Source organism: Paraburkholderia sp. MM5477-R1, from assembly GCF_050436385.1.
Taxonomy (GTDB): Bacteria; Pseudomonadota; Gammaproteobacteria; order Burkholderiales; family Burkholderiaceae; genus Paraburkholderia; species Paraburkholderia tuberum.
The window spans coordinates 200,801-221,705 of record NZ_JBNDMC010000004.1; the positions used below are offsets into that span (position 1 = coordinate 200,801).

Consider the following 20,905-nt stretch of genomic DNA (forward strand, 5'->3'; position numbering starts at 1 on the left):
ACTACGTACACGACAAACCGCCGGGCCTCAATAAAGTGCCCCGGCGACCCTTCACGCTCATTTTTCATCGTTCATGACTGTCCGCTGAATTCCTGTGTGCCTTCGATATGTGGAAGCCATGGGAACATCCTCTTTGTCCAGATCTGCCTGGCAGGTTTCTGAAGTTCGTATCTCTGCTCTAGCGCGCCCATTCGCAGCGAATAGCTCTACGTTTTCCGCAGCTGACGAGTATACGGGGCCTCTGCATGTTCTGCAGAACGCGTGGATGCGCCTGTTCCCCCGATCCGAGATTTTCAGATAAGTCTTCGGCGTACCCCTTAGCAGATGGAATGTATCGGCGGGTGCCGGTATGTTCATCCTGAAGACGGAGCCCGACTGACGCTGGCAGTCGGCGCAGTGGCAAATTGATGCAGTTCCTAGCTACATCTCTGCCTCATAGACGATGTCGCCACAAAGACAACGACCTTGCACTCGCATTCTCGTCTCCATACATTAATTCAGTTCCAAGCGACAAGACGCTCACCACCTTCCGCTATAGGAGTCGAATCGTTGTCGCCGCAAGTTAATCTCAACGTCGAAGGTCTTGAGACGGCAGATGAGCAACTGGCGCCTTCGTGATAGCGCGTAAACGTCAGATCGGAGGAGCGGCTGATGAGCGTCCAAGCGACTTAAGGGGATTGGACAACCTTCACTAACTGGCACGCTCGGCGAAGCGCCGATCCTAAGTTTGATGGATCTGGTGCAAATAAAGGCGATCAAAGGAAAAGCCGCTGCTTTGCCGTTGCCCTATCAAGCTGACAGAACTGCCTTCCAGATGGCGGACATAGTGAGATCTTTGAGGCGCAGACTCGCGAGATCGAATTGTCCTTTGCGAATCCGATGCGCCAACTCGATGCCAGCGATTGCGACGGCCGCGTGTCTGAACCGTTTGAAGCCGTGCATGGCGTTCGTCCTGGACTTGATGTTGCGATGGTCCTGCTCAATCACATTGTTGAGGTATTTCGAGGATCGGACTTGCGTGTCCTCAGGCAGCAAGCCGTCGACCTTCAGCTCGCGCACCGCGCGATGCGACGCTGCGTATCCATCGAGCGTGACGGTTTGCGGCGGCTGGCCTTGATGTTTGATTGCCTTGCTGAAGAACGCTTTCGCCGCGGCGACATCGCGCTTTGCCCGGAGCATGAAGTCAACCGTGTGCCCGGCTCGATCAACCGCCCGATATAGGTAGACCCACTTGACACGAATTTTCAGATAGGTCTCGTCGACACGCCACGACCTTCCGGCGAGCGTGTCGAATCGATTCCAACGTTTGACGAACTCCGGCGTATAGCGCTTCACCCAACGGAGGATCGTCGTGTGGGCCAGAGCCACGCCGCGCTCGGCCATCATTGCGACAAGGTCGCGCAGACTGAGCTTGCAGCGTAGATACCAGCGAACGCAGAGGCTGATCACGTCACCGTCAAAGTGACGGCCCGCAAACAACTCCTTCAGGTTCTGGCGCTTGCTCATTGGTGGCCCTCTTATCGGTCAGCCCGTTACGATAACCGAATTGATCGCCTTATTTGCACCAGATCCGCCACCGGAACGAACACTGCCGTCTCGCCCACCGTCTTGTTGTTCAGAAGACCGGAACGGTACTGCCTGCGCCACTTGAACACCATGTTCGGGTTCAGGCCGTGCGACTGCGCGAGCTTCGCCACCGAGATGCCCGGCTCGCACGCCGCCATCGCAACTTCACGCCGGAATTCAGGCGCGTAATTCGGCCGCCCCTTGCGGCTCCCAGCACAGTCGATCTCTGTCATCAAAGTGCTCCCCACTACTCGAAGTGATGGGCATCACTTTGGACACCCTCAACGTCGATGTCGATACGGCCTTCAAATGACGCTTACCAAGCAACGAATGGTACCGCGAAATATTCGCCTCCTGTGCGGTGGGTCCGTGTTCTGATCTGGCAGTGCGGCACCGCTCGCCCGCTCCGCACGTCCGCCGCCCTCGACCCAACGCGGCAGTACTCACAAACCTCGTTCGCGCCCAAAGTGTGTTCCTGCACAATAGACCCAGAAAAATGAGCAATAGACTCGGAAACGCCGCTGGATGGCCGTGCAATAGACCTTGAAAAATGAAAGCTGTTTTTAATATTTCAGATATCAGCCGCTTTCGCGCAGGGTCTACCATGGAAATTCACCATTGCAAAGCTCCAACTTCGATCTCCGGAATCGAACAATCAAAATGGGTGCGTGCCAATCCACAAGAGACCTTGCAAGCTTGAGACTTTAAACTTTCATGTGCGCTGGAGACATTCGGACTCTTTGCCGCCTTCAGCGTGTAGAGCGGGTCTCGGAGCGTATCCACTACGACCGGCGGCCTGCTCGCGTGTGCTCGTAGCGTGGGCGGCTAGGGGCAAATCCCGCCGGTGAACTGGCAAACCGGTTGACTCGATATCGGCCTGAGCCGTCATTCGAGCATCGGTGCCGGTCAGGCGGGTATGGGCGCTTTCCTGTCATTCACAGGTCGGTGGTCGCGAATGACTCGTCCCACGGAAAGCGAACGAGTACTTGCGACCCAAAGCGGACCGCCGCGAAAATTGACCGAATGACCGTTACAGACATTCTCACGGACATCCGATGCAACGTCTCGCCTTGGCCGGACCGCCTCCCTCTCTGAGTTATTCCAGACATCAGATGCTCTTATGCAGTCGCCTACCTGGAATGGCAGACGAAGACGAGGTCGTATGACTCGAACAAATCAGGATTGATCCCGGCTGCCTTGCTCGCCTGCATCATCGCCCGGTCAAGCGAGCCATTATCGAGCGACTCCACGAGAAGTAGTCCCGCGAATTCACCTTCTGAACTTCGCCGCATCGACTTCTCCTGCGTGGCAATGGCTGTCGCCCCGTTTTTCACGGCCATGATCTGCGCGTTCACAACCCAGTCGCCTTTCGCGAGCGCATCAACGATTGCCGGCCCTTGCTGGGCTGTCAGGCATTCCGGTAGTGCGTCTTCAAATCGTGCGATGGCGAGGTGACCGCCGTGTCCGGCCGAGTTCGCACCCCGAGCGAGAATAGTTCCGCCGCCTCGGCGAAACTGCTCGAGCGTCGGCATGATCCGGCGCGTCCACGCAGTCGGGTTATTCAACCGTTCCAGATAGCCAGAACTCGCCATCACGTCTGCGTTGTCGAGTTCGTACAGCATCATGTACTCCGAGGGCCGGTTGTTGCGTCGCTTGAAGACGCGCCCTGAGCGAAAACCCGGTACGCCTACCCGTTCAAAGATGTGCTCCCGGGTGAGCCAGTGCATGTAGTCAGTTTCTGATTCGGCCGCGATCGTGCTCCAGATCGCGAGAAGGCCAGTGTTTGCGTTGTCCAATTGTGTTTGCTCCATCTGCTTTCGAGTGCTCAAAGGCTGTGCTTCTTCCAGTGCAAAGCGAAGGCACAGCGCGAGATCAATATGTGGCCTGCCCAGAGACACGTTGATGCTCACCGGCGATCTCGGCCGCTGAGTCGAGGCGGTTCATGTCGATGCCTGCAGTCTCTGGTCCGATGGCAATCATGCAGAACGACAGGATGTTGAGTGCTCCAACCAATGCGACGAGCGGCCACGGGGAACCGTTGCCAAGGTGTAACAACCAAGCGGCGACCACCGGAATCGGCCCACCAGCGAACAGGCTTGCACCGGTGAATGCGAGGGCCGAACCGGAATAGCGAACATTGGTTGGAAACGCCTCAGCGAACGCGACCGGTTGAATCCCCGTTTGGACCTGCGTGAATGCCATGAAAAGCCCCATGGCTATCGCCATCGGTACGAAGCTTCGAGTAGCTAGGACCTGAAAATAAAACAGCATGATCACGAAGGTCGCGGCGGACGCGAACAGCAATGCGCGCTTACGACCAATCCGGTCACTCAGCAGGCCGCCAAAGATCGAACCTGCGATGGCGCAGGCATTGGCGATCATCAGCAACATGAAGCCGGTCTGCTTGGGCACGCCGAGCGTATTCGTCAGATAGCTCAAGGTGAACACGACGGCAAGATAGAAAAGTGCAGTCGGTCCGCAGAAGAACAGCATCATGCGAATGATCGTCTTGTAGTGAAGGCGGAACGCATCCCTTAAAGGGCTCCCGACCTTGGCAACAGCGGACTGCTGCATCTTGACGAAAGCCGGAGTCTCCGCAACGCGCAGTCGGATGTAAATGCCGACGAACACCAGCACGAAGCTCAGCACGAACGGAATTCGCCAGCCATAGCTGATGAAGGCACCCGCGCTCATCGTCGAAGAAAGTAGCAGAAGCACCGCGTTAGCAACGATTTGGCTCAGCGGAGCGCACATGCCGATCAGACCGGAGTATTTGCCTCGCCGGTCTGCTGGAGCATGCTCTAGCGCCATCAGTTGGCCACCAGTAGATTCGCCGCCAAGTGCAAAACCCTGAACAATGCGAAGAATGACAAGCAGCAGGGGCGCATAAACGCCAATCTGCGCATACGTCGGCAGCAAACCCATCAGTACCGATGTCAGACCCATCACCGACACCGTACCGAGCATGAGATTGCGACGTCCAACCTTGTCGCCAAAGTATCCGCAGATGATCGCGCCGAGTGGACGCGCGGCCAGTCCGACGCTGAAAGTTGCCAACGAGGCAAGCATGGCGGAACTCGAATCCATCGCCGGGAAGAACAACTTTGGTAACACGGTGGCTGCGACTGATCCGTAGAGCGTAAAGTCAAACCATTCAAGTGCGGTGCCCAGCGTGGCGGCGCTCACTGCCCTGTTCGCCATGGAATGTGAGGTAGGTTGCTCTGAAACATGGTTCATGCGTGTCTCCTGCTGTCTTAAAAAGAGTCTGTGCTGCTCTTGCGTCAATCGCTGATTTTGATTTGTACTGCCAAATATCGGATCTGAATCATTGGCGAATTTCAATTCGCCATGTCACTACATCAAGTCACGAACGGATAACGTCCAGCAATGGACGCCTTGGCCTAGCGCTCAGCGCCTGCTGTGCGGCTGGCGCCTTGCATCGCCTGCTTAAGCAGGGGTGACACACCGCTTGCATCGGACAATTCTGTTGCCGTCGCCATGAGCGCCGGAGCGAGCTCTTTCATTCTCTCTTCAGTCAACCGTGACATCGGTCCCGCGATGATCAGGATTGCGCGCACTTCGCCATTGCTCAAATGCACAGGCGTAGCCATAGAACTCATTGCCGGCAGAAACATGTCTTGCGTCGTTGCGTAGCCATTCTTGCGCGCAAGCTCGATCATTGGCAGTAGAGCTTTGAACGTGGTCGGCGCAAGCGGACCAAAGTCTGACGGCATGCCAAAGCCCTGTTTCGACACAAGCCGAATCGCATCTTCTTCGCTCTTGCCAGCCAGCCAGGTCATTCCTGCTGCACTGCATGAAAGAGTCACCGCCCGGCCCATCTCCGGGTCGTAGCGGATACCTTGTCGCGCGCCTTGCGCCTTGGCAACGTAAATCAACTGCTCGCCATCGACGATCGCAAGCCGAACCAATTCGCCCGAAGTAGCCGCAAGTCGTTCCAGAATGGGTTGGGCGACGTCAACAACCCCACCTGCGCTGAGAAATCGGAGTCCCAGCGAAGGAAGTTTCATGGTCAGCGAAAATTCGCCGCGCCGTTCGTCCTTGCGCACATAACCCTGCTCGACCAGATCCGCAAGAAGACGATGAGTAGCGCTAACTGGCAAATCGAGCTTAGCGGAAAGTTCTGAAAGCGTTTTGCCTTCTGGCGCACTGGCGAGCTCTTCCAGTACACGGAGGATGCGTTCGGCTATAGCGCTCATGTGATTACTCGAGTTGAGTCATTCGACGTGAGAGTCATGATAGTGGAAAGTGTTTCCAAAATGCAAATACTTTTCAAAATCGCTCAACGGGCGGCCTTAATTCTTCCGAGGATTAATGGATAAGCAGTCACGAAAGTAGCCAGTGTCCGGTCTCAGCGCATCTGCCGACGGACGTTGACCGGCTTCAACAGGCGGCTCCTGGCCGAGAGCACCAGTTCAATGAAGGTGCTGTAGAGCTGCTCTTGAAATCTTCAACGGCAGCTCTCGGGCGGCTTCCATGAATGCGTGCAGTCGGCCAACTGCAGCCGTTCGCTCTCGTCCTTACACGGCCATTCAAAGGACCGTTCCGGTCAGATAACGGACCTTCGCGCTGGGACACGGTCGAGCGCTCAAGCGGACGCGAACTTGCGACCCAGCCCGGACGTCCTGCGCCTCAGCCTCCGCGGGAAGATCCGAGACGCAGGTTTGGAACACGGATCCACGGGCAAGCAATAATCTAAGAGCCAGGTTTTGGGGACGTCAGGAAACGGAACAAATCGTACGTCGTTAGCCGCACCGCACAACGACTGGAATCAATCACTTTTGGTCGCAGCCGGCCGCCGCGCTGATTGTCGACAAGCGCGGAGCAAATATTTTTCCTACCATTGCATGAAGCAGCCGCCTTCAGGAGATTAGGGGTGGGAAGCATTGCAGAGTGGTTAGCATCACTCGGCTTGTCCGAGTACGTCCAGCTCTTTGCCGAGAATGGTATCGATCGCGCGGTCCTTCGCGATCTCACGGACCAGGATCTCAAGGATCTTGGCGTCCTGCTTGGACATCGCCGCAAAATGCTGCGCGCGATCGCCCAACTTGACGACAGCGCCGTTGCAATATCTCCAATCGTGGCCGCGCTCGTGCCACGTGATGACGCGGACCGACGCCAGCTCACCGTCATGTTCTGCGATCTCGTCGGCTCGACTGCCCTCTCGAAGCGGCTCGATCCGGAAGACATGCGGAAGATCCTCGGCGCCTATTACCGGGGTTGCGCGGATGTCATTACCAAGGCCGGTGGCTTCATTGCCCAGTACATGGGCGACGGTGTGCTGGCTTATTTTGGTTATCCTCAGGCGCATGAGGACGATGCCGAGCGGGCCGTACGTGCGGGGCTGACGCTGGTGCGATCCATCGGCAAGCTCGATTCCGGGACCGACGAACGTTTGCGAGTGCGGATCGGGATTGCTACCGGCGTAGTGGTAGTCGGTGATGTGACGGGTGAAGGCGAAGTCCAGGAGCGTGGCGTCGTCGGCGAGACGCCCAATCTCGCTGCTCGGCTGCAGACCTTGGCCGAGGCCGGAACAGTGGTGATTTCTACGAGCACGCAGTGGCTTACGGCCGGGCTGTTTGACTACCGCGACATGGGCCTGACGACAGTGAAGGGTTTTGACGAAGCAGTGCGGGTTTGGCAAGTGCTCGGCCCCAGCGGGGTCGAAAGCCGCTTCGAGGCGCTGCACACGACGACGTTGACGCCAATTGTCGGACGCGACGAAGAAATCGAGCTGTTGCTCAGCCGATGGCAGCGGGCGAAGAACGGTGAGGGCCAGGTTGTGCTGCTTTCGGGCGAGCCGGGAATCGGAAAATCGAGGCTGACCGCTGCCCTTGAAGAGCGGCTCCAATTCGAGCCGCACAGCCGCTTGCGGTATTTCTGCTCGCGCCGCGATCAAGACAGCGCCTTCTATCCGTTCATTTCCCAGCTCCAGCGTGCGGCCGGTTTGCGGCACGACGACACTGCTGAACAACGCCTAGACAAACTTGAGGCAGTGCTCGCGTTGGCGGCCGACAATCTGGGCGAAGCTGCTCCGCTGGTGGCGGCGTTGCTATCGATCTCGACGGAAGGTCGATACCCAACACTTAACCTCACGCCGCAGCAGTACAAGAATAAGACGCTTAGCACGATAATTGCGCAGGTCATGGACCGGGCAAGACGCCAGCCGCTGCTGATATTGTTCGAAGATGCGCATTGGTCCGACCCCAGCTCGCTTGAAGCGCTGGACCAGCTTGTCGATCGTATTGCAACCCTGCCTGTCCTGCTGATTCTCACCTTCCGGCCTGAGTTCGTATCTCCGTGGATCGGCCGCTCAGAGGTGATGCTCCTTGCTCTCAATCGTCTGCACCCTCGGCAACGAGCCGAGATGATCGAGCGCGTAACGCTTGGCAAGGCACTGCCGAAAGAGGTCACAGACCGGATCATCGAGCATACGGATGGAATACCGCTATTTGTCGAAGAACTGACCAGGACAGTGCTGGAGAGCGGCGTACTGTGCGAGCAGAACGGGCGCTACGTCCTCGATGGTCCGCTGCCACGACTGGCGATCCCGATGACGCTGCACGCTTCGCTGATGGCGCGTCTCGATCGCCTGGCCCCGGCGCGGGATGTAGCACAAATCGCCGCTGCAATCGGCCGGCGATTTTCTTATGAGCTCATCAGCGCGGTCGCGTCGATGCCCAAAGAGCGCCTGGACGACGCATTGGATCATCTCGTCAGTGCGGAGCTGGTTTTCCAGCACGGCGCACCACCGGATGCGGAATACACCTTCAAGCACGCCCTGGTGCAAGACGCCGCATACAGCTCCCTGCTGCGGGAGAGGCGGCAGCAGCTGCATGCCCGCATCGCAATGGAGCTCGAAGATCATTTTTCTGACGTAGCGGAGCAACAACCGGAAATCCTGGCCGAACACTGCGCCCAGGCCGGATTGACGGAAAAGGCGGCCCGGCAGTGGCGGCGTGCCGGTCACAATACTGCAAAACGCGCCGCGCATCGCGAGGCGTCGGTCCTGTTCGAGAAAGCTTTGACTGCCTATGCGGCCCTGCCGTCCTCAGCCGAGACACTTGGTGAAATCATCGACATCCGATGGGAACTTAACCACTCGCTTTATCCGCTCGGAGAATTGACACGGGACCGAGCGAATCTGGAGACCGCGAAACATCTTGCCGAAGGGCTTGGCGACGAGGTACGCCTATCGCGCGTTCTATCAAGGTTGGCTTTCACACTCGGTTCGTTAGGCGATTTGGTCGGCGCCGTCGAGGCAGGCGAACGCGCCCTGGCGTTAGCGGAGCGGCGAAGCGACCCCGATGCGAAGGCTTGGGCTGCTATGATGCTGGCAAGGTCGCGGTATGGCCGCGGAGACTATGAACGCGCTATGGGACACGCTCGGCAGGCGCTAGAGGTCCTCCATGAAGGCCCTGGCTACGGCCTCGGACCCCATGAGGCTTACGTAAGATTCACGCGCGTCAACGCTCGTATCTGGTCGGTGCTGTGTCTTGCCGAACTCGGCCGGTTTGAAGAGGCTGCCGTCCTTGGACAGGAGGCGACCGGCATGGCCCGAGGGATGAATGAGCCAGAGGAACTGATCTTTGCTGGCCACGGTGTCGGACGGATGCACCTTGTTCAAGGCAATCCCGACGTTGCTGTTGAGGCGCTTGAGCCAGCACTGGCCATGTGCAAGAGCGCTGAGTTTCCCATCTTCATTCCTCGGATAGCCGCCTGTCTGGGGGCGGCGTATGCTTCACTGGGCCGGACCGATGAGGCACTGGTTCTTCTGGAAGAGGCAGTTCGCCAAGCGGCGGCGAGTAATTTAACGTTCGGACAGTCGCTAGTGCTCTCAATTTTCGGTCGAGTATGCCAGCTCGCTGGTCGACAGGATGAAGCCGTTGCTCATGCACATCATGCCATTGACCTGGCACGAGCCTCCGGCGAACGAGGCAACGAGGCTTGGGCCGGGTGCTTGTTGGGAGATCTTGTCTCGGATGGCAACGCTACCGCACCTCGGATTGAGGAAGCTCACAATCACTATCGCATGGCGTTGATGATCGCCCACGACCTCGGAATGCGTCCTTTGCAAGCACAGTGCCTATATGGCCTGTCTTGGCTGCAAAAGATGGGCGGAGATAAAGCATTGGGCGAGAGAAGTGCAGCAGACGCCGCATCGCTTTGCCGGGAAATGGGCATCAAACCATTGACGGGCTGAAAATCGTCTCACCTCGCCCCGGTTTTTTTGCCGAGAGCCGCTTGCGCCGGTCTGCATCAAATCTCAATTACCCCAGTCGCCTTACTTACCCAGCGACCGGTTTGCCTTTTCGGCTGCCGCATTCAACGCCGCGGCGGGTTGAGCTTTTCCCAGGTAGACGGACTGCATGGCACCCGACACGACTTTCGCGGTGTCTTCCCACCCAGTGACAGTCGGTGCGAACCGTGCGTTCGGCAACAATGCGTTGAACGCCTTGGTGTCTGGGCCATTGAGTGCCGGATCGCTGGCTTCGGCCTTCGTCGTGGGCAGGAAGCCTTCCGTCTTCGAGAATTCGACGCGCGGGCTCTTTGTGAAGAGGAAGTCGAGAAACTTCCAGGCGCTCTTCTTTACCCTGGAGTTCTTGAACATCATGATTGAATCGGTCACCGCATAGGTGGCCTGCGTCGTTCCGGTCGGAATGGGATCGATACCGTACTTCAGATTCGGCGCCTCCTTCGCGATCTGCTTCGACAGTAAGGGCAAAGAGATAACCATCGCCACACGCTCCTGCTTGAACAGGTTCTGTACGCCTTCACGGTTATACCCGGTGACCCCCGCTTCGGTCAGACCCTCGTCTATCATCGTTTTGTACAGCGTTGCGGCTTTCACACCAGCCTGCGAATTGAAAGCAGCCTTGCCGTCCTTGCCGATCACATCTCCGCCGTAACTCCAGAGTCCATAGTAGAAGTAGACATCTGTCTCGATCTCTTTGCCTTGAAGACCAAAGCCGGCGATATGCATCGCTTTCAGCTTCTTCGACGCATCGATTACGTCGTTCCAGGTCTTCGGACCATTTGGATAACCAGCTTTCGCAAGCAGGTCCTTGTTGTAGTACAGCGCGCGTGTTGAAGCAGCGAGCGGCAATCCATACACCTTGCCTTTGATTTCACCCGGCGCCAGCATCTGGCCAATGAAGCGGTCCCTGAAGCTGGCGTCCATGTAGCCGTCAAGGGGCTCGGCGACGTCGTCCTTAACGAAGTCCAGCAACCAGCGGGTACCGACAATCGCCAGGTCCGAGTTCGCGCCGCCCATGATGTCGGTCTGGAGCTTCTGTTGCAGCGCGTCCCAGTTTACTTCTTCGATCTTGATTGTCGTACCAGGGGTAGCTTTCTCGAACTCGTGAGCCATCTTGTTGAAGTATGGGCCAGTCGCGTCACTGTAGTGCGAGACGGTAATCCGAACCGTGTCGGCGTGCGCCGTTACTGCAAAACCTGAAAACGCAAACGCTACGATGATCGTGGGTAGCGCGAAAGACACAAGGACCTGCTTGCGCCGGAGATTCACCGTGCTCATGGATTCGCTCCCGCTCGCGCGCCCTTGCCCGACAGGCGGGAGCGCTCCTTCCATAGAATAGGCCGAGTCAGCACGCGGCGTCCGCCATTTTCCCGCGTGGGACAAAACGGCAAGGTGGGACGCGCTGCCCAGTACCCGTCGTGACTCGAAACGCCGTCGAACATCATGCGCCGTGCGAGTTGTACGCCTACACTGGGTATTCATCGGCCCGGTTGAGTGCCAAGCTGTTGCATTGGCGAGCGGTGCGCCCGATTTTCGTCTGACGTTTGCGAATCGCATCGCGTCGCGCCGGAGCCAAACCGGTGCGGCAAACTCGCGTGTGCCGGCTGGCATCGAATGCAGGCGACAAGGACGCAATACCTAGTGAGGACGTGGAGATTGGGCAACCTATCAACTCCGATTCGTGTTCAGAAGCTGCCGATGGCGTTACACGCGAAAGCGAACGCAGAAGCCGGGTATCGCTTCTACGCGCTGTACGACAAGATCTATCGCGAGGACCTCTGCACCCCATACGCTTCGACCTCCGCGAAGTCCTGCCGATCGACACCCGGCGCGCCCTTGTTCGAGCGGCACTGGGCGTACGCATGCGCCAGCACATCGCGCAATGGCTCCAGCGTCTCAGACTAGAGCAGTACGCGCTCGCATTCGCGGCGAACGATATCGACGCAAGAAGTGACGCATATGCATATCATCCTCATCGCACCGACCGGTTTGTTCCGCGAGGGCGTTGCACACCTGGTCCGCGACTTCGAAGAGTGTATCGAGGTGACATGTGCGGACTATCGGATCACCGCTTTCGAAGACTGGACCCGCGCAGACCTGCTGATACTGGATGGCGACCATCAAAACGAAGCACTCGATGTGCTGAGCGCATTGCGGCGCGTCTTCCCGCATTTGCCAGCGCTCGCATTGCTGAGCGAGATCGGTCAGCAGACTATCGACTCCTTCATGGCTGCCGGTGTGGCGCGCTGCCTGAACAAGTCGCAGTCCGGGCAAGCGTTGCGCGACGCGCTACAGGTGGTGCTGGCTGGCGCGGCATACCTGCCGGCAACGTTCTCTGCAATAAAGCACACACAAGCATCGCGTAGCGCAACCACGGATTCGCGCGTGGTTCCCGACCCTCCGATGAACAACCGCATGCTGACGCCACGCCAGATTGAAGTACTGGCTCTCGCGGCGCGCGGCGAGTCGAACAAGTCGATCGCGAGGCAACTCAATATCGCGGAAGGGACAGTAAAAGTGCATCTCTATACGGTGTATAAAGCGCTCAAGGTCGAGAGTCGCAGGCAGGCCAGCATCGCGGCCGCGCGGCTCGATCAGGTCGGCGATGCACAGCTTCATCAGGCGCTCGATGCGCAGCTCGCCATCAAGCGGCTCCTCTCTGATTTGCCTCCCCGTCGCTTCAAACGCGGAGACGTGCTGTTTCGCAAGGATGCGCCAAGCGACGCGCTCTACTATGTGTTGCGCGGGACGGTCAGCCTTCAGGAGATCGGAGTCGATGTGGGCGCTGGCACGATCCTCGGAGAGATCGGACTTTTCTCGCCGGACCATCGCCGCACCTGGACGGCCTGTTGCAAGAGTGAATGCGAGTTGCTGACGGTTTCCGCGGCCGATGCAATGCGGATGTACTATCAGGATCCCGAGTTTGCGACTTACCTGATCCATCTAGTCACGCGCAGACTGGAGGCCGACAAACTACGCTCGAAGCAGGACAATGCGCGACGCTCCCTCGATTGATTTTCACGCGGCCGACCCTGTCCGCCAGCCAGCCTGCGACGACGATGAAAACGCCAGAAAAGAGGGCGGTGATGCTGACGGCGATGTCACTGAGGCCGTCGTCGATTTGCAGATCCGCCCACATGGACGGCAGCACGTTCAAGGTCGTCTGGGCGAACAGCCAGAACGTGACGACGGCGAGCACGATGCCGGCGATCAGCTTCTCCCCGCGGTTGTACTCGGAGAGAATCGACGGTTCGTCGAAAGACGCCATTTTGGTTTTCCCTCCTTTCTCCGGAGCCGCAGTTTGCCCGCTCCAGGCAGCTTCAGTTGCCACCTTTGTAGAGTTCCTGCAACCGCGCTGCCTCGCCGTTCTGCTGCGAGTGCACGAGGTCTTGATAGACTTCGGCGCGGGTCTTTCCGTGACCCACGCTATGTCCGCCGGACATCGAGCTTCCCGAAGGGTCGGGGCCTTCCGAATTCATCGCGTCAGGCTGTGCTGCGGTCGTTGGATTTGCAGTGATGTTTTGCGCGCTGGCGTGCCAGGCGCACGCGCACAATAGCCCACCGGCGACGAGTAACACTGTTTTCATAGGAGTCTCCGTCAAAAAAGAATGTGGACGCAACGCGCCGTCGCGACGTGTAGAGGCGAGCGCCGGCGCTGCCCCTTGCAGGGGCTACCGGCCGCACTTGCTTGCAAGCTGGAAAAACATCGGAAACTGTGCAGCGAGCTCGTGTGTGCGGCAGGTCGGAGCCAGTATGATTTCCGAGCCTCGCTGCCGCTATATCACTTTGGTAATAGGCGGCAATGGAGAAACTGGCGCCGCGGTGCGCGAGTGTGTCGCAACTGCTCTCATCAAAGCCAGTCGAACGCCGCTGCCGCCCTACGCCAGCCTTGGCAACTCGACCCGGCAGCTGCTTTGCGGTACGAAATACGCTGTCGGGCGGTCCGGAGGTTCCACCTCCATCGGCCGTGATGTCGGCGATGCATCCATAGTCACCCGACGCCCGCCCCTAGGCGCCCGCTGAAGGACCGGCGATTGCCGGTGTGAAAGCCTCTCCCGCGATCACCGTTCTGCCGTTGCGATTACCGTCGTGCTAGAGGCCCACGCGATCGGATCGTGTTCTCGCGGTATGTGGTCACGTATGCGATGCCTACGGCTGGGTTGATCGGGAAGTCGTCCGACTGTCGGCCGCCGGTGATGTTGCACGTGCAAACCTGGCGATACGGCGGGCAGTTGCACTTGAGGTTTGTTCGATGCCTGCCCATGTCCGTGGACTCGGGGTGCGCGCCGGCGCGTGCGGGCAGGCGTTGAATAAACCTGAAGGGTAGGAAACCGCGGAGTGCTCTGACGCAATGGAGTCTTCGGGGCTATGGCGATCGATTGCCCGGGATGGCGAGCGGTGTTGCGGGATGCGTGGTCAGGCGGGAGGCCGGCTGAGGGCTGAGGTTGTGCCGAAGCGGTGCAGTGGCGCCATCGTGATGGCGGAACGGACGTGCAAGGGCCTGTGCGAAGCGACAGACGCAAAGGTCTGCTCGTGGGCCGCGTTGCCGCAAAGCCGAGGGTCGGGTTGTTCGTCCTGGAACAGTGGCGCTCATATCTCGCCCCGACGCGTGGGTGGTGCGCGGATCGGTGCAGTGCGCGCAAGGATATCGATGACGAACGCGCGACAGACCCTCAGCATCCAACACCGGCAGCACGCTGGAGTGCGCTTCTAACGGACGTGTCCACTTGCCGGCCGAACTGGTCCCCCAGGCAGATGCGCGCTGGCCTATCCGTTGCGAAGCCGATGTCATCACCTGGCCAGGTGTCATAAGCTGCACACCGCACAGAATGGGATAGAAACGTCGTCCGCTGCAATCAATGCGATCAACACGGCTAATGAAAAGCGCGGTGCGCTCTCGTGGGTATCGAATGAACCGTAGCTTCCGCTGCGCGAGGTAGTAGGCGCCAACGCGTTGGATGCCACTCGCCGGATCGAAATTTGCCAGCGACTCCGTAGCATCATCTGCAGTGCTGACTTAACATCTGGTTGATGGTCGCTCCTCGATTACTTGTTGTTCGACCGACTAGCCGTGAGGTGGCGCGCACTTCGAGAGATCTGAGAGACCAGAACCGTTGTCAATCGGCGTGCGCATGCCCCTGTTGCCGGGGACCGTCCGTGAGAGGACGTGCACACGCTGCTGACATAGAGTTACGGCCATCCGGCGGTCTTCCGTCACCGGCTTTGCCAGCCTTACCCGGGTGCGTTTGTTTGCGTAACCGATGAAGCATGGAACTGTCCGCTACCGTGCACCAACGAGGTTGCTCGGTTTCGTGGCTGGGCGAATAGTCGACGCATTCCCCGCGGCAATATCGAAGCCGCGGGGCCGCGCTCTTCTCCTCGCTACCCCGATCACGCCTGTTGTTTCGTGACGTGTGAAAGAATACGCCCATGCTAGAACCCGCTTTTACGCAAACAGACGGGCAAAAGAGCCTCTTTTCGTGAAGACAGGATGAAGCTGAAACAGGGGTCATCCGCATGGGGAGTGTGGAGCCAGGGTGATCCTCCCGACTAGCGTCGAATCCCGGCAACCAATTGTCTTCCGACAAGTTGCGGACGGCGTCCCCAGTCTGATCGTCGACGTGCCTCGCCGCCAGCGGCACGCGACCGTGCGCGGCATCGCGCAGAAGCCCGCCGTAGATTTTTTGCGTCATGGCCTCGATCGTGCTCATGAACTCGCGCACCTGCGTGGCACCCCATTCGATGAAGGTCGTCGAGTTCGGCGCCCTTTCAGAACAGCGACGTCTGACGCGGATCGCGCGCGGGCGGTCGCGAGGCGGTGGCCGCGTTGCGATTGCGTGCGGATGCGCGCCGCTGTGCGACGCGGCGCAAATGCGCGATCAGGGACACGGTCTGCGCGCCCACCATAAGTGTGAGCGCAAAGTGTCCGATGTCTCCAGGCGCGCTCGGGCGATAGGCGCGCAGCGACGGCCGCAGCGCAAGGCGCCGGGCGCGGGCGATCAACTGGCTGCGGCTCATACCGGGCCAGCAATCCGCGACGAACTGGCGCACGATGGCGGGCAGTGACTCGGGGGCGACGTCGCCGGGCAACGCCAGGGCAACGAGTTCAAATGCATCAGCCATCGTGGGACACTCTCCTTCTCCAACGTCGTGCGAAGCAGGCTGGCGAATACACTTGCCTATGGCCTCGCGAACCCGTTTCTGTCATCCGGTTCGGATCTTGCCACAAGTCGCGATATGAATACCATCGCCATCTATGCCTGATCATCCAACTACGGTCTGCGCCACCGCCTTGATGTTGCAGGCGGCGCCAGTGCCTGCCAACGCTTCGTAACTCCGTGCACCACTCACCGCCGCGCTGGATCACAGCAGAAAGATTGAAGCTTTGCTCAGAATCGTCGTCTGACCGAGACGGGGAAACGATGGCAACCCTCTATCTGGCGAACGCATGTGAACGGGACGCACGAGCTCCGGAAAGTTGCATTTCACCAAAGGTGAGCTAGAATCAGGTGCATTCCTCACCAACGTGTTGCTCACCATGCAAATGCAAAGCTGGGTAGGAACGATCGAGCGTGAATGGCATCAGTTGCGCCTCGCTGACCCTACTCTGGATGTCGAGAAGTTTTCCCGTCACGTCATTGCGGCAAACAAGACCGGGTTTCTGTCGCCCGAGTCGCTCGCCGCGATCGCCAATGCTCTTCTCACCAGCACGCTCAGTCGTGCGCCGCATCTCGGCCGCTGGTTGCTTGAGTGCATTGGTGCTAACCGGCATCCCGCCTGGCGGATGGCAATGGCCATTTCTCTCGTCACACCAACCGGAGGCGAGGCGGACCTTGAGAGAGGTAATGCGATCTTCGAAGACGTGATGAAGGATGAGACCGCGGACGGCCATCTTCGCGGCATGGCCGCTGCAGCGCTGGCCGATAGCGCACGCCTTGGGCGGGGCATGCCGGTCGATACGAGCCGCGCGCTCACGCTCTACGAGCGGGCCATCACACTGGGCCACAAGGCCTCAGCATACAATCTCGGGCTTTACTGGGAGGGCGCGTGGGGTGCCGAAGAGAAGAGCGTTACCCAGGACCGCACGAAGGCCATACAGAGCTATCGGCGCGGCGGGGGTGACATGCGTTGCCAACGCCGTCTGGCAGCGCTACGGTGAAGGTGCCCTACCGCCCGCCGGACGAGACGGAGGACGAGGTTAAGAGGTGAAGCCGCGTTGAGCTGGCCGCAGATACGCCGGCAGGCAAAGTGGTGCCGCGTGTGTCAGTCCCCGGATCGAAGCGGTCAGATCCATACGTAGTCAGCACCTCACGTTCTGTCGGGCGCATTCGTGCTGACGCAGGCAGCGTCACTAAGTGTCACTATCGCGACCTCTTCCCTTGGGGACTTGCGTCAGGCATTGGCGACATCCGCCACTCGATGGACGCTGTCATCAATGGCTAGCGCCGACATTGCAGCACAGAAACTCTCCGTTCTTCGTGATACGAGGACCCGCATTGTCTGAATGCAGGTCCTCGCGAAATGCAAAGTGAGAAAATAACCGCGCCGACCGGCGAGCAGGCTTTCCCGATTGATCGATACCGGCGATGCGAATCGGCAAGGTGGTGTATGCGCTGCCCTGGTGCTTCGGAGATCGGCAGATCTCGTGCATCACTGATGGCACGTTGGCAAGAAATGCCTGGCAACCCGAATCATTCTGGCCTGCAGAAGTTCGGCCGGACTTTCGAGGGGCAGACTGACCAGCCGCGGTTCGCTAACCACCGACGCATCAACCGCCGGCCGCGCTTTGCGTTGAACGAGAGAGAGCCGGCGCATCAGTCCTCCATCGCCTGCCTGATATCTGACGATTTCGTGTGACCGGCAAAAGGCTGGCTGTGCATTGCTTCGCAGGCCAGCATCACCGGATCGCGACCGGAGAGCGCGGACGCTAACCGGTATCACACTATGGCCGGATTCCCCCGTGTGTTTTCGCGCTATCGCGTCGTTCGGCATCCACTGCCAGCATCACGTCATCTATAATCGCACTCAGCACACCAGTGATCGCATGGAGCCCTACTATATGAGTCAAACCCGCGGACGATATGCGGGATCTCGGGACAGCGGCCAGCGCCAACCTCGTCACGTCAAACAGTCCCAGCCGAACCGGCCGAAACCGCCGTACGTCAATGCACCTGCCCGGGACTCTGCCCACACTGCCTCCATTTTCAAGACACGATCGTTCCAGTTTCTGGTGGATACGGTAGGCGCGGAGAATATCGCGCTGGGACTGGGATCGAACATGGCGCGAGTGGCCGAGCTGACGAAGGGTGAAAGGTTCACGCCCGAGACCGCCTTTCACTTGGAAACCACGCTTGGATTGCCTCACGGTTTCTTTGACCAGCCCAATCCTGCGCTTGCGCCCGAAACCATCGCCCGCCTGAAATCACCGCTCGATTTCGTCCGGACCGACGACGAACCCGAGGCAGTGTCGCAAACACCCATGCCGCCTTCCGCCGTTCACGGCGGCCAGCAACCATATCCTGAAGACAGTTTGTCGGGGAAAGCGCAGATGCCGAAAAAAGCAACGGGCGACTCGCCCAGGGCCGTCAGAAACAGTCGAAGCCAGATGGCCGAATCGCCTGCCCCACGTGCGCCGCGAAAAGGTTTACCTTCGAAACCCAGGACATCTGTCGGGGGAAACCAACAGCGACCACTGGCGTTAGACGACAGCGGTGACGTAGAGAAAATTCGACGCGCGAACCTCCTTGTTTTGACGGCTCGTAACGGATCGAAAGCAAGACTCGGTGTGGTCATGAAGATGAGCGGATCCAACATGGCCCACCGGCTGTATGGCAAAAAACGGCTCGACAGTGTTGAAGCAAACCGTTTCACCGAACGACTTGGTTTGCCAGCTGGCTGGCTGGACACGCCGCGTTCGGAAGCCGACATCCCGCAGTCGGTGTCGCGTTTGCTCACGCCCGCCGCGCGCGGCCGTGCATCCGTTGAACAGAAGGAGCCACTCGCGGCCGCAACGGAAGATCGCGCATCGGCGAACCCCGCCGATGCGACGGCGAACGCGAGGCGCTCGCGGGCGGACGTTCGGACCGGGGCGAAAGACCGCGCGTCCGGTTCTGCCGATGCCTCAGAGAAAGCGACGATCGTCGTCAGCCAGCCGCATCATGTCGCTGATGCTCCTGACGAGCCTGCCGGTCGCAAATCTGGCGAAAGTGATGGTGAACCGGCGGCAGCCACGGCGGCAACCGCTGAGTCGCTCGCGGCCCCCGCAACACCTCCGCAATTGCGCGAGTCGCTATCCCCGTCCGTGACGAGCCTGGACCATCTTCACGGCATTGCACCGATCGCGGAGGCATTGCTCAAGACGCTGGCAGGCAAGGCACGCACGGGCCGATTGGACGAACTCAAAGCGCTGGAGCTTTTGCAGCAGGCAGTGCTGTTATGAGGCGGTAGTAGCGTGCCATGAGCTGATCTGCAATGACGCAGGAAGCACATCGGCCGAGCCCGGCAACGGTGCGGGCGAATGATCGCCCCGGTTCCTGAGCTACGGTGCACCGTAGCTCAATGGTCGAAAAATTGCCGTAGCTTGTCGACCGGACCCTGTTTTCTATCTGCAGGGTCCGCACGCCAGGTCGGAACTTTGTGCCCTCTCCTCGACCGCACTCCGGGATGAAGACGACCATTAACGATCAGTTATCCTGAATTTATACCTACAATCTTTTGGTGCCGCCGCCAAAGGCTATTATGAGGTTGGATCTACGTCTGGAACAGGCGAACTAGTAGTGCCGGCGAGGAATTGCCTGAGGCGGCGCTCTGCGCTGATTATTTTGTGCAGGGAAACGGTGGCGAGCTGCGCATCGTGCAAAGCCAGCAGGCCCTCAAAAACGGGAACAGCATCTTCAGGGAGCACCCACTCGTTTGCCGCATGGGCCAGTTCCAGTGCGGCCTCCACGGCATGTTCCGCGGTCTTGAAACGCCGGACCGGTTCGTTTCCGTAACCGTCCTGCTGGAGAAACCATGCGAGGTACACGGTTCGCATTAGCTCATTGAACAGGTGGCCGTTGACATGACCGTCGCGGCAGGCAACAAGCGCAAGATGGGAGACCAACGATTGCTCCCGAACCGACGCCTGGTCCATCGGCAATAACATCGCTTTTGTGAGGTGTTTTCGTGGGCGCGAAACCCCTGCTCCGCCTCGCCTTGAACTCATGTCGTCTGGAAACGTATGTGTGACAGTGCGACTGTTCTAACGAGGTCTTCTCCGCGATCGGCGATTCTGGCGTCGCGAACCCCTCACCTTCCGTCGTCTATGCGCGATACTCCGTGCTACCGGAGCAGATCTCATCCGGGCGACGACGCTGGCGTAATGTGGTGATTTACAAATTCATTGAATTATTTTCGCCGCGTACTAACGTGCTATGTGTGGCACGGATACGGGGAGGCGGCGATGAGCGGCCGGCCCAGAAGCGGAACTCGTGCTGAGCAAATCGGAATTCGAGCAACAAGGCGCTGATGATGCGGCGCAGGACAGCACACGCGTTGGGGTTGCGCGCGTGCATTGTGCTGGCCTGTGCTGAAGGGGCGGACAACAGCACGGTCGCGGGGAAACCGCAACTTGCCCAGAAAACCGTCTCTAGATGGCGTGCGCGATTTGTCGCTGACCGTGTGGACGGACTGCTTCACGCGTCCAGCCCCGGTGCACCCAGGACAATGGAAACACGGGTGTCGACGGGGTTATTGCGGTGGCTCAACGAGGTCGAACGCTGGTTCGCTACGCTTACCGAAAGGTACCTTCGTCGCGCCACGCATGGTTCGACGCGCCAGCTCCAAGATGCAATCCGCCACTACCTTGACGTCTACAACGCTCACCCCCAACCGTTCATCTGAGCAAGTCGGCCGACGAGATCCTGGGTAGTCCCGAGCGGTTTTGTGTGCGGGTTCAGAAGGCCGCGGGATGTATGTCATGAACATCGATACCGACGCAATCGACGAAGTCGCCTTGGCACTTCTATACCTGACGCTGCACGATCAGTGCCGCGCCTGGAAGGGCTTCTGTTAGCGGCGGTGTAA

16 protein-coding genes and 2 pseudogenes are annotated in these 20,905 nt (G+C 59.1%); 7 read left to right on the forward strand and 11 right to left on the reverse strand.

The genetic code is table 11. The features are described from left to right. Window positions 1-57 precede the first annotated feature (57 nt). The 3 genes and pseudogenes from OKW35_RS11320 to OKW35_RS11330 all read right to left on the reverse strand — a co-directional run. Window positions 58-357: a GFA family protein gene (locus OKW35_RS11320; RefSeq protein WP_429551999.1), complete on the reverse strand. Its 300-nt coding sequence runs from the start codon at window positions 355-357 to the stop codon at window positions 58-60. A gap of 432 nt (window positions 358-789) precedes the next feature. Continuing rightward, complete coding sequence (locus tag OKW35_RS11325) at window positions 790-1,506, reverse strand: IS6 family transposase (RefSeq protein ID WP_429552000.1); 717 nt, start codon at window positions 1,504-1,506, stop codon at window positions 790-792. A gap of 121 nt (window positions 1,507-1,627) precedes the next feature. Beyond that, window positions 1,628-1,799, reverse strand: a pseudogene (locus OKW35_RS11330) (transposase); the annotation flags it as partial. A gap of 317 nt (window positions 1,800-2,116) precedes the next feature. On the opposite strand from OKW35_RS11330, the gene OKW35_RS11335 reads away from it, so the two are divergent. Beyond that, on the forward strand, window positions 2,117-2,266 hold the full coding sequence (locus OKW35_RS11335) for a hypothetical protein (protein WP_429552001.1): 150 nt from the start codon (window positions 2,117-2,119) through the stop codon (window positions 2,264-2,266). Between the two features lie 430 nt (window positions 2,267-2,696). Here the strand turns inward: OKW35_RS11335 and OKW35_RS11340 are convergent, their stop codons facing one another. The 3 genes from OKW35_RS11340 to OKW35_RS11350 all read right to left on the reverse strand — a co-directional run bounded on the left by OKW35_RS11340 (window position 2,697) and on the right by OKW35_RS11350 (window position 5,783). After that, the gene (locus OKW35_RS11340) at window positions 2,697-3,476 is read right to left on the reverse strand and encodes a hypothetical protein (protein ID WP_429552002.1); all 780 of its coding nucleotides are present in this window, start codon (window positions 3,474-3,476) and stop codon (window positions 2,697-2,699) included. Further along, the gene (locus OKW35_RS11345; protein WP_116122558.1) at window positions 3,439-4,803 is read right to left on the reverse strand and encodes an MFS transporter; all 1,365 of its coding nucleotides are present in this window, start codon (window positions 4,801-4,803) and stop codon (window positions 3,439-3,441) included. Before OKW35_RS11345 ends, OKW35_RS11340 begins: the two co-directional genes overlap by 38 nt. A gap of 164 nt (window positions 4,804-4,967) precedes the next feature. Continuing rightward, window positions 4,968-5,783, reverse strand: a complete 816-nt coding sequence (locus OKW35_RS11350) for an IclR family transcriptional regulator (RefSeq protein WP_429552003.1) — start codon at window positions 5,781-5,783, stop codon at window positions 4,968-4,970. A 677-nt stretch (window positions 5,784-6,460) separates the two neighbouring features. On the opposite strand from OKW35_RS11350, the gene OKW35_RS11355 reads away from it, so the two are divergent. Next, a complete protein-coding gene (locus tag OKW35_RS11355) occupies window positions 6,461-9,787 on the forward strand; it encodes an AAA family ATPase (protein WP_429552004.1) in 3,327 nt (1,108 codons plus the stop codon). An 81-nt stretch (window positions 9,788-9,868) separates the two neighbouring features. Here the strand turns inward: OKW35_RS11355 and OKW35_RS11360 are convergent, their stop codons facing one another. Then, the gene (locus tag OKW35_RS11360; protein WP_429552005.1) at window positions 9,869-11,119 is read right to left on the reverse strand and encodes an ABC transporter substrate-binding protein; all 1,251 of its coding nucleotides are present in this window, start codon (window positions 11,117-11,119) and stop codon (window positions 9,869-9,871) included. A gap of 711 nt (window positions 11,120-11,830) precedes the next feature. Between OKW35_RS11360 and OKW35_RS11365 the strand changes: the two genes are divergently transcribed. Then, complete coding sequence (locus OKW35_RS11365) at window positions 11,831-12,856, forward strand: LuxR C-terminal-related transcriptional regulator (RefSeq protein WP_429552006.1); 1,026 nt, start codon at window positions 11,831-11,833, stop codon at window positions 12,854-12,856. Here the strand turns inward: OKW35_RS11365 and OKW35_RS11370 are convergent. The 3 genes from OKW35_RS11370 to OKW35_RS11380 all read right to left on the reverse strand — a co-directional run bounded on the left by OKW35_RS11370 (window position 12,789) and on the right by OKW35_RS11380 (window position 15,964). Next, the gene (locus OKW35_RS11370) at window positions 12,789-13,172 is read right to left on the reverse strand and encodes a hypothetical protein (protein WP_429552007.1); all 384 of its coding nucleotides are present in this window, start codon (window positions 13,170-13,172) and stop codon (window positions 12,789-12,791) included. The genes OKW35_RS11365 and OKW35_RS11370 overlap by 68 nt on opposite strands. Beyond that, complete coding sequence (locus OKW35_RS11375; RefSeq protein WP_429552008.1) at window positions 13,162-13,428, reverse strand: hypothetical protein; 267 nt, start codon at window positions 13,426-13,428, stop codon at window positions 13,162-13,164. The genes OKW35_RS11370 and OKW35_RS11375 overlap by 11 nt, the downstream gene beginning before the upstream one ends. A gap of 2,182 nt (window positions 13,429-15,610) precedes the next feature. Beyond that, window positions 15,611-15,964 (reverse strand): hypothetical protein, encoded by a 354-nt coding sequence (locus OKW35_RS11380; protein WP_429552009.1) that lies wholly within the window; start codon window positions 15,962-15,964, stop codon window positions 15,611-15,613. A gap of 355 nt (window positions 15,965-16,319) precedes the next feature. Between OKW35_RS11380 and OKW35_RS11385 the strand changes: the two genes are divergently transcribed. Both OKW35_RS11385 and OKW35_RS11390 read left to right on the forward strand, forming a co-directional pair. Beyond that, window positions 16,320-17,000, forward strand: coding sequence for a sel1 repeat family protein (locus tag OKW35_RS11385; RefSeq protein WP_429552010.1), 681 nt, complete (start codon window positions 16,320-16,322; stop codon window positions 16,998-17,000). A gap of 900 nt (window positions 17,001-17,900) precedes the next feature. Further along, complete coding sequence (locus OKW35_RS11390) at window positions 17,901-19,280, forward strand: hypothetical protein (RefSeq protein ID WP_429552011.1); 1,380 nt, start codon at window positions 17,901-17,903, stop codon at window positions 19,278-19,280. A gap of 297 nt (window positions 19,281-19,577) precedes the next feature. On the opposite strand, the gene OKW35_RS11395 is transcribed toward OKW35_RS11390, so the two are convergent. Beyond that, window positions 19,578-19,973: a hypothetical protein gene (locus tag OKW35_RS11395; RefSeq protein WP_429354957.1), complete on the reverse strand. Its 396-nt coding sequence runs from the start codon at window positions 19,971-19,973 to the stop codon at window positions 19,578-19,580. Window positions 19,974-20,350: 377 nt separating this feature from the next. Between OKW35_RS11395 and OKW35_RS11400 the strand changes: the two genes are divergently transcribed. After that, window positions 20,351-20,722 (forward strand): helix-turn-helix domain-containing protein, encoded by a 372-nt coding sequence (locus OKW35_RS11400; protein ID WP_429552142.1) that lies wholly within the window; start codon window positions 20,351-20,353, stop codon window positions 20,720-20,722. 76 nt (window positions 20,723-20,798) lie between these two features. Beyond that, a pseudogene (locus tag OKW35_RS11405) lies at window positions 20,799-20,888 on the forward strand (DUF6429 family protein); the annotation flags it as partial. Window positions 20,889-20,905 lie beyond the last annotated feature (17 nt).

Bases quoted from the DNA above. Each gene is read 5' to 3' on its own strand.
- OKW35_RS11390 (WP_429552011.1), top strand. From the start codon at position 17,901: ATGAGTCAAACCCGCGGACGATATGCGGGATCTCGGGACAGCGGCCAG.
- OKW35_RS11380 (WP_429552009.1), bottom strand. From the start codon at position 15,964: ATGGCTGATGCATTTGAACTCGTTGCCCTGGCGTTGCCCGGCGACGTC.
- OKW35_RS11400 (WP_429552142.1), top strand. From the start codon at position 20,351: ATGCGGCGCAGGACAGCACACGCGTTGGGGTTGCGCGCGTGCATTGTG.
- OKW35_RS11350 (WP_429552003.1), bottom strand. From the start codon at position 5,783: ATGAGCGCTATAGCCGAACGCATCCTCCGTGTACTGGAAGAGCTCGCC.
- OKW35_RS11345 (WP_116122558.1), bottom strand. From the start codon at position 4,803: ATGAACCATGTTTCAGAGCAACCTACCTCACATTCCATGGCGAACAGG.
- OKW35_RS11360 (WP_429552005.1), bottom strand. From the start codon at position 11,119: ATGAGCACGGTGAATCTCCGGCGCAAGCAGGTCCTTGTGTCTTTCGCG.
- OKW35_RS11325 (WP_429552000.1), bottom strand. From the start codon at position 1,506: ATGAGCAAGCGCCAGAACCTGAAGGAGTTGTTTGCGGGCCGTCACTTT.
- OKW35_RS11335 (WP_429552001.1), top strand. From the start codon at position 2,117: ATGAAAGCTGTTTTTAATATTTCAGATATCAGCCGCTTTCGCGCAGGG.
- OKW35_RS11375 (WP_429552008.1), bottom strand. From the start codon at position 13,428: ATGAAAACAGTGTTACTCGTCGCCGGTGGGCTATTGTGCGCGTGCGCC.
- OKW35_RS11395 (WP_429354957.1), bottom strand. From the start codon at position 19,973: ATGGACCAGGCGTCGGTTCGGGAGCAATCGTTGGTCTCCCATCTTGCG.
- OKW35_RS11320 (WP_429551999.1), bottom strand. From the start codon at position 357: ATGAACATACCGGCACCCGCCGATACATTCCATCTGCTAAGGGGTACG.